The sequence below is a fragment of the Aurantivibrio infirmus genome, assembly GCF_054767315.1.
In genome coordinates this window covers 1-711 of record NZ_BAAFSK010000021.1, presented here as the reverse complement: position 1 = coordinate 711, position 711 = coordinate 1, and the positions used below count along the sequence as shown (strand labels likewise).

Annotated in this window: 1 protein-coding gene; it reads left to right on the top strand. The window is 41.1% G+C overall.

The annotated features are described in order from the left end of the window. The first annotated feature begins 107 nt into the window (after positions 1 to 107). A complete protein-coding gene (locus tag ACYUCY_RS18315) occupies positions 108 to 401 on the top strand; it encodes a hypothetical protein (protein ID WP_460227984.1) in 294 nt (97 codons plus the stop codon). Positions 402 to 711 lie beyond the last annotated feature (310 nt).

The following is a 711-nucleotide window of genomic DNA, read 5'->3' as shown; positions in this document are numbered from 1 at the left end:
ATACAAACTAAGTACACGTAACAAGGCGGTGTTGTATGCCGCTAAACGCGGCGGGACGCTCCTAGCGTCGCGCCCCAAACCTTGGCGTTAAATTCCTTGAGTAGATCATGCCGATAAAAATAACGAAACACGCACATCTAACCCAAGATAAAAAAGGGGAAGAACTTGATTGGCTCTGCGGTGAATCTTGGAGGCTTCCTGATCAGTTAGAGGAATTGGAAAAATGGCTTATTAAAAATAAAAATTTACCCAAGGGATTTTATTCTGCTGACATCGCTTTTAGTCCGAGAGAAGATGCTTCTGGTGGTGGCGGCAATGTGTCGTTAAAATCCATGGAAACAATGCTTTCTATTGGCATGGTGCTTTATTTGTCAGAATATCCCGTGGGGACAGATGAATAAACTCCAAACTAATTTAACAAGCAAAGGCACAGGAAAAATTTACCTATCCGCTTCGCTACTAGGCAATTTTTCCTGTGCTTTGGGCGTTACGTGTATAAAAAATCATAATTTAGTGTCGCCGCAAAAAATAAATGTGCATTCTTTAAGTTACAAAAGATGCTCGAGAATAAGGTAGTAAGCCAAACCCTATCCCAGGGTAAATAAGCCACGGAGCAAGGTTAAAAATTCCATTCTATAAGTATCGTCGTTAGCGGCTCTATAAAGTTCAACGCAAGTACTTTTTGCAGCAACAACGTTCTAATCGGTAACT